A 5,970-nucleotide genomic window follows, 5' to 3' on the forward strand; every position below is an offset into this window, starting at 1 on the left:
CTCCCGCTAGGCCGATCCTGAGAGGCATACCGTGACCAAGTTTCTGCTCAGCGTGCATGTCTTGGCCGCGATCCTCGCGATCGGACCGGTCACCGTGGCCGCCAGCATGTTCGCCCCGGCTGCGCGCCTGGCGCTGACCTCCCCGGGCGACGAGCGTGCTGCTGGGATCGTCCGCGTGCTGCACCGGATCTGTGGCGTCTACTCCGCGCTCGGCCTCGTCGTACCGATCTTCGGGTTCTTCACCGCGCAGAGCCTAGGGGATGAAAGCTGCTGCCGAATCAGCGTCCGATGGCCTCTGATGGCGTCGTATGATGTTCGTGTGAACCTTAAGGAGTGGGCCGCCGCGAACGGCGTCGGGTACACCACGGCGCGGCGCTGGTACCGCGACGGCCTGCTTCCGGTCCCTGCCCGCAAGGTCGGTGGGCTGGTACTCGTCGACGAACCCACCGTGCCGGCCGGGCGCCCCGTCGCAGTGGTGTACGCCCGGGTGTCGTCCGCTGACCAGAAGCCGGACCTTGACCGGCAGGTCGCCCGCGTCACGGCCTGGTGTGGCGAGAACGGTGTCGCAGTCGGCCGTGTCGTCATCGAGGTCGGCTCTGCGCTGAACGGCCACCGGCGGAAGTTCCTCGCCCTGCTGCGCGACCCGGCCGTGCCCATGATTGTCGTCGAGCACCGGGACCGGTTTGCCCGGTTCGGCGCCGAGTACGTCGAGGCGGCGCTGTCCGCGCAGGGCCGGCATCTGCTCGTGGTCGACCCGGGCGAGGTCGACGACGACCTGGTGGGCGACGTCACCGAGATCCTGACGTCGCTGTGCGCCCGGCTGTACGGTCGCCGGGCCGCCGCGAACCGGGCCGCCCGCGCCGTCGCCGCCGTCGCCACCGAGGCTGACGAGTGACGACGCTCCAGGCATACTGCTTCGCCCTCGACCCGAACCAGGCCCAGCTCGCCGGTATCCGCCGCCACGCCGGGGCATCGAGGTTCGCCTACAACTGGGGCCTGGCCTGGGTGAAGGCCGCGCACGCCCAGCGGGACGCCGAGCAGTCCTACGGGCTGACCGGTGATCTGCTCACCCCCGGTGCCGTGGACGCTCCCCGCGCTGCGCCTCGCGTGGAACGCGGTCAAGCGGGACATCGCCCCATGGTGGGCGGAGTGCTCGAAGGAGGCGTTCCGCGCCGGGCTCGACCAGCTTGCCCGCGGGTTGAAGAACGTCACCGACTCCCGGCAAGGGAAGCGGAAGGGCCGGCGGGTCGGCTTTCCCAGGTTCAAGAAGCGCGGGAAGGCCCGTGACTCGTTCCGCTACACCACCGGCGCCTACGGCCCGGCTGACGAGACCTACGTGAAGCTGCCCCGGATCGGCCGGGTGAAGGTCCATGAGCCGATGGGCGCGCTCACCACCCGCCTGGCGGACGGACGTGCCCGACTGCTCGGCGCGACCGTGTCCCGCACCGCACGCCGCTGGTTCGTGTCGTTCACCGTCGAGGTCGACCGCGACGTTCCCGAGCGGCCGTCGCGACGGCAACGCGCGGGCGGCACCGTCGGCGTCGACCTCGGCGTGAAGCACCTCGCCGTCCTGTCGACCGGGGAGACCGTTCCCAACCCGAAGCACTACCAGCGGGCCGAACGGCGACTGCGCCGGGCGTCGCGGGCCTACGCCCGGTCGAAGCCGGGCAGCGCTGGGCGGCGGCAGCGCGCCGCCCAGCTCGCGACGATCCATGTCCGGGTCGCGAACCAGCGCCACAACGGGCTGCACAAGCTCACGACACGGCTCGCCCGGTCCCACGACGTGATCGTGGTCGAAGATCTGCACGTAGCCGGGATGGTCCGCAACCGCCGGCTCGCGAAGGCCGTCGCGACTGCCGGATTCGGGGAGATCCGCCGCCAGCTTGCCTACAAGACCCGCTGGTACGGATCGACGCTCGTCGTCGCCGACCGCTGGTATCCCAGCTCGAAGACCTGCTCCGGCTGCGGCTGGCGAAACCCAAGCCTGACGCTGTCCGAGCGCACGTTCACCTGCCAGTCCTGCGGACTGGTACTCGACCGCGACCACAACGCCGCGATCAACCTCAAGCACCTCGTCGCCGCCAGTACATCGGAGACGGAAAACGCCCGCGGAGCCGACCAGAAGACCCGCGCAAGCGGGCAGGTGGCTGGGAAGCGGGAACCCGGCACGGCCACGGCCGGTCAGACCGGGGGTGCCTCGCCGAGAGGCGAGGCGGCATGAGCGGACGCTATCAAGCGCTTTCATGCAACGGTTCTTGGGCAGAGCTGGTTGATCGTCGCGATCGTGCTGACGACCGTAGCCGCCGTCGTGCTCCTCATCGTGGTGCTGCCCGGACAGCGTGACGTCCTCGACGGGATCGTCGCCGGATCCCCGGCCGTCCCCGACCGTGCGCAGGATGGTGGCGCGGTGGCCATGGACGCGGCCGCGGCGCGCGCCCGCACGAGCGGTCTCGCGATGGCGGCCGGTGTGTTCAGCCTGCTCTGGGTCATCGTCACCGTTCTGATGATCATCCGCCCCGGCTCGACCACGAGCGTCTGACGTCCTCCCGGACATCCGGTTTCCCGTCGGGAACCGGCCCGGTGGTGGGATGATCGCCCTCTGGGCGGTGTGTGCGGCAGGCAAGCCTGGAGGATGTCACGTGGGAGAGGCGCTGGACACGGTGAAGCGCGCGCTGGACGCCTTCGACCTCGGTGACGAGGCCTCGGTGCTGTCGCTGCTTGACGAGGATCTGGTCGTCGAGGCACCGGGCGGGGTGCGGATCAAGGGGCGCGCGGCGGGCGCCGAGTACAGCGCCGCCTTCCTGGCGGCCTTCGGTGAGATCGACGTCGATACCCACGTGCTGGCCGAGCAGGGCTAGATCGTGGTCGAGGAGTACACGCTGACCGCGACGCACGTCGGCGTCTACCGCGACCCGGACGGTACGGAGCTCGCGCCCACCGGGCGTCGGATCAACCTGCGTGTCGTCGAGGTCTACCGGGTCGAGCGCGGCCTGATCACCGAGAACCGGCTGTACTTCGACCAGACGCGGCTCGCTCGCCAGCTCGGTCGACCCGCCTGAGCCGCCCCGGGCCTGGCGGCCCCGCCCCGGGCTGGCCGGGCGTGAGAGCCGACGGGTCCAGATTCGAGAGCTGATCGGCATGGACCTACTGCCTGCGGAACCCGGCTGACCGGTCATGCCCGGGGAGAAGGGGGTGCCGGTCAGCCGACGGGACTGACGGACTCGATGTTGGCGATGGCGAACTCGCGCTCGGCGTTGCGCAGGTGGCACCAGGAGTCCAGCCACCGGCCGAAGAGCTGGTTCGGCTGGATGCGGCGGACCGTCCGGGTGCCCTGCTTGTCCCGGTAGGCGATGACCACATCGCTGCGGCGTTCCACCGCGTCCGCCAGCACGGCGAGCCCGGCGTCGTTTAGCCGTCCGTTCATCTCGCCGAGCCGCTGGGCCAGGTCGGTCAGCAGGGTGACACCGTCGTCATTGCCGGTGCGCAGGCGCTGGGCGAGTTCGTCGGCCGTCAGCCGCCGTCGGGTCGCCGGCGGACCGGCGGGGGACCCTCCGTGCGGTCGGGACGCCCGGGACTCCCGGGACGACTGTGCCGGGGCCCCGCGGCGCCTTCCGCCCCGGTCCGCTCGTCACGATGACGGTGCCCGTCGCGTCCTCGGCGACGGGGTAGAAGCCCGTCCGGCGCAGCTCGGCGAGGACCGTCTCCAGTTCCACCGGGCTGGCCAGCACGGTGGGGGCGAGCCGGGCGAGGTGCAGCTTCGCCAGTGTCCGGGTGTGGAGGATCTCGGCGGTCGTGGGCTCGTCGGCGAGGACGGCGCTGCGCATCCCACGGACCCGCACGTGTCCGTGCCGGCGGGCGACGTCGGCGATGAGGTATTCGAGCGGCTGCGGGAGACCGTGGTCGGCGATGGCGCGTAGCTGTTCGAGCAGCTCGGTGGCGGACCATCCGGCATCCATCGCGGCGCGGACGCTGGCGGAGGTGAACCGCCAGGTCCCGGCCGCGCCCCGGGACTCCGGCACCGCCGCGGCCCGCAGGAGCTGGGATATCGCCGCGCTGGGCTGGCCGGACACGACCGCGGTGAGATCGGACTGCAGGATCAGGCTGGACGGCGTCGCGGGCAGCAGCTCGGCGCAGCGGTCTGCCAGATCCCGCACCGTCCTCGCGACCTGCGCGGCGAGCTCGTCCGCGGTCGAGACGATCATAAGCCCGACGGTGGCAGCCGCCGCGTCGGTGGTGCTCGGCGCGGCCTCGATCAGGGCCTGGCCGGGCTCGGACAGGACGTCGAGGGCGAACACCCCGAGCAGCTCGGCCTCGCGGATCGACGCCGCCACCTTGATCTTGCAGGTGGCGGCGTCGTAGCCGTGCAGGGGGAAGAACCAGTCGAGGTTCTCAGCCGTGAGCCGCACCGACCGCCCGCCGGCCGCCGCGCGGATCAGCACCCGGCGGATCTGGCCAGCCCCCGACCCGATGGGCAGGGGCGGCGGGACGTCCTTCTCGTCGGCACCCTCGCGGCTCGTCGGCGCGTGCTCCAGAGCGTGCCACGGCGCCGCCAGCGTCGCCCACTGATGGCTTGGCGACTCCTCCCGCCACTCCTGGAACCGCGGGCTCGGTGCGTAGCCGCCTTCGGTGAAGGCCAGCAGGCCGGCGGCCGCGACCAGGTCGATCCACAGCGGCAGCTCGGCCAACGGTGTCGACAGCCGCTTCGCCAGCCGGGCCCGTTCCCGCCCACCGACGCCTCCTCGCTTGAGCGCCACGACGGGGGCGGCGGCGGCCTCGTCGAGCAGGGCGGTCACGGCGCGGATAGCGCCCTGGGCGGCCGCCTGGGAGCGGCGGCCTCGTTCACCTCCGGCCGGGGAATGCCCGGCGGCCCGGTGAGCCCCAGGTCCTGCCTGGCCAGCCAGGCGGCGACCGCGACCTCACGGGGGAGCTCCGGCCGGTTGCCGACGCCCAGCACCAGCCCCGCGGTGATCAGCTGCCTGATGGACCGCGTGGCTGCCCTGCGGTCATGGATCTCCTCGAAGGGCGTGTAGGGGAACATGTAGGGGAAGTAGCCGCCGGCCGTGGCCAGGCGCAGGTCATCGAGTTGCTGCCGCGCCGGGGCGGGCAGGGAAGCGATGATCGTCGCGATGCGGCGGGCATCGGACATGAGTTCGGTGAGCCGCGCGACCAGCTCGGTCTTGCGCAGGTTTTCGGCCGGAGCCCCGAGCGCCGTGACCGCCTTACGCAGATCCTCGACCAGGACGTTGCGGGCGATCTTTGCGACCGGGCGGGCGGAGCTGATCTCCTCGACCCAGTGGTTGTGCAGCGGCTCCGGGAGTCGGACCACCGTGTCGGTCCAGGCGAGGCCGCGGGCGCACAGATCGTCCACCCCGGCGCGCACCGCGTCCGGTAACGCGCCCAACAGCTCGGCCATCCGGGGCACCGTCGCGGACTCCCCCAGCAGCGCCGCCGCCTGGCCGACCCGGAGCGTGTCGCGGTTCAGTTCCCACAGCGCCGCCGCCAGCGAATCCGGGCTTTCCAGCCGCTGCGCGAGCTGCCCGAAACCGCGGGGTACCGGCTCGATCAGCACGTCCGGACGCGAGCGGAGCAGAGCGGCCAGCGCCGGCAAGTCCAGATCCGCAAGATGGTCAACGAACGATCGTGGTGTCATCCCTTCCATTCTTATATGCGCCGAACGGGCACGGTCGCCCGGTCTGCCGGTAGCAGACATCCGAGACCACGGTCGCCCGTTCCCGATCCGTCCGGATTGCGAGCGCACCGGTGGCGCCGGCGAACGGCATCGGCGCCCTCCGGACGGTCGCCGGTACCCCGGGCCTCGCCGTCGTTGCCGGTGCGGCCTCACTGATAGCCGATGTGGAGGACGGTGGGGCTGGTAGGCGCATCGCTGTCGATGACGACCGTCGGCCCGTCCGGACCACCCCCGGGACCACCGGCCCAGCCGAAAGTGAACATGTAGCTGTGCCCCGGCGC

The 5,970-nt window shown here is 71.8% G+C and carries 7 protein-coding genes and 1 pseudogene; 5 read left to right on the forward strand and 3 right to left on the reverse strand.

The genetic code is table 11. The features are described 5' to 3' along the window. Nucleotides 1-319 precede the first annotated feature (319 nt). The 5 genes and pseudogenes from AC08OX_RS13885 to AC08OX_RS13905 all read left to right on the forward strand — a co-directional run bounded on the left by AC08OX_RS13885 (nt 320) and on the right by AC08OX_RS13905 (nt 3,059). Nucleotides 320-895, forward strand: coding sequence for an IS607 family transposase (locus tag AC08OX_RS13885; RefSeq protein WP_476608215.1), 576 nt, complete (start codon nt 320-322; stop codon nt 893-895). Next, nucleotides 892-2,221 (forward strand): annotated as a pseudogene (gene tnpB, locus AC08OX_RS13890) (IS607 family element RNA-guided endonuclease TnpB). The gene AC08OX_RS13885 and the pseudogene tnpB overlap by 4 nt, the downstream one beginning before the upstream one ends. A gap of 63 nt (nt 2,222-2,284) precedes the next feature. Continuing rightward, entirely contained in the window at nt 2,285-2,539 is a 255-nt protein-coding gene (locus tag AC08OX_RS13895; RefSeq protein ID WP_476608209.1) for a hypothetical protein, read from the forward strand. A 100-nt stretch (nt 2,540-2,639) separates the two neighbouring features. Further along, on the forward strand, nt 2,640-2,858 hold the full coding sequence (locus AC08OX_RS13900) for a nuclear transport factor 2 family protein (protein WP_476608210.1): 219 nt from the start codon (nt 2,640-2,642) through the stop codon (nt 2,856-2,858). A 3-nt stretch (nt 2,859-2,861) separates the two neighbouring features. Continuing rightward, nucleotides 2,862-3,059, forward strand: a complete 198-nt coding sequence (locus AC08OX_RS13905) for an ester cyclase (protein ID WP_476608211.1) — start codon at nt 2,862-2,864, stop codon at nt 3,057-3,059. A 140-nt stretch (nt 3,060-3,199) separates the two neighbouring features. Here the strand turns inward: AC08OX_RS13905 and AC08OX_RS13910 are convergent, their stop codons facing one another. Genes AC08OX_RS13910 through AC08OX_RS13920 form a run of 3 tightly spaced genes read right to left on the reverse strand, consistent with a single transcriptional unit; the run spans nt 3,200 to nt 5,650 of the window. Then, nucleotides 3,200-3,424 (reverse strand): WYL domain-containing protein, encoded by a 225-nt coding sequence (locus tag AC08OX_RS13910; protein WP_476608212.1) that lies wholly within the window; start codon nt 3,422-3,424, stop codon nt 3,200-3,202. 46 nt (nt 3,425-3,470) lie between these two features. After that, complete coding sequence (locus AC08OX_RS13915) at nt 3,471-4,793, reverse strand: helicase-associated domain-containing protein (protein WP_476608213.1); 1,323 nt, start codon at nt 4,791-4,793, stop codon at nt 3,471-3,473. Next, nucleotides 4,790-5,650: a hypothetical protein gene (locus AC08OX_RS13920; RefSeq protein WP_476608214.1), complete on the reverse strand. Its 861-nt coding sequence runs from the start codon at nt 5,648-5,650 to the stop codon at nt 4,790-4,792. The genes AC08OX_RS13915 and AC08OX_RS13920 overlap by 4 nt, the downstream gene beginning before the upstream one ends. Nucleotides 5,651-5,970 lie beyond the last annotated feature (320 nt).

The sequence above is a fragment of the Frankia sp. CoBUL1 genome, assembly GCF_978021245.1.

Bases quoted from the DNA above. Each gene is read 5' to 3' on its own strand.
- AC08OX_RS13910 (WP_476608212.1), bottom strand. From the start codon at position 3,424: ATGAACGGACGGCTAAACGACGCCGGGCTCGCCGTGCTGGCGGACGCG.
- AC08OX_RS13920 (WP_476608214.1), bottom strand. From the start codon at position 5,650: ATGACACCACGATCGTTCGTTGACCATCTTGCGGATCTGGACTTGCCG.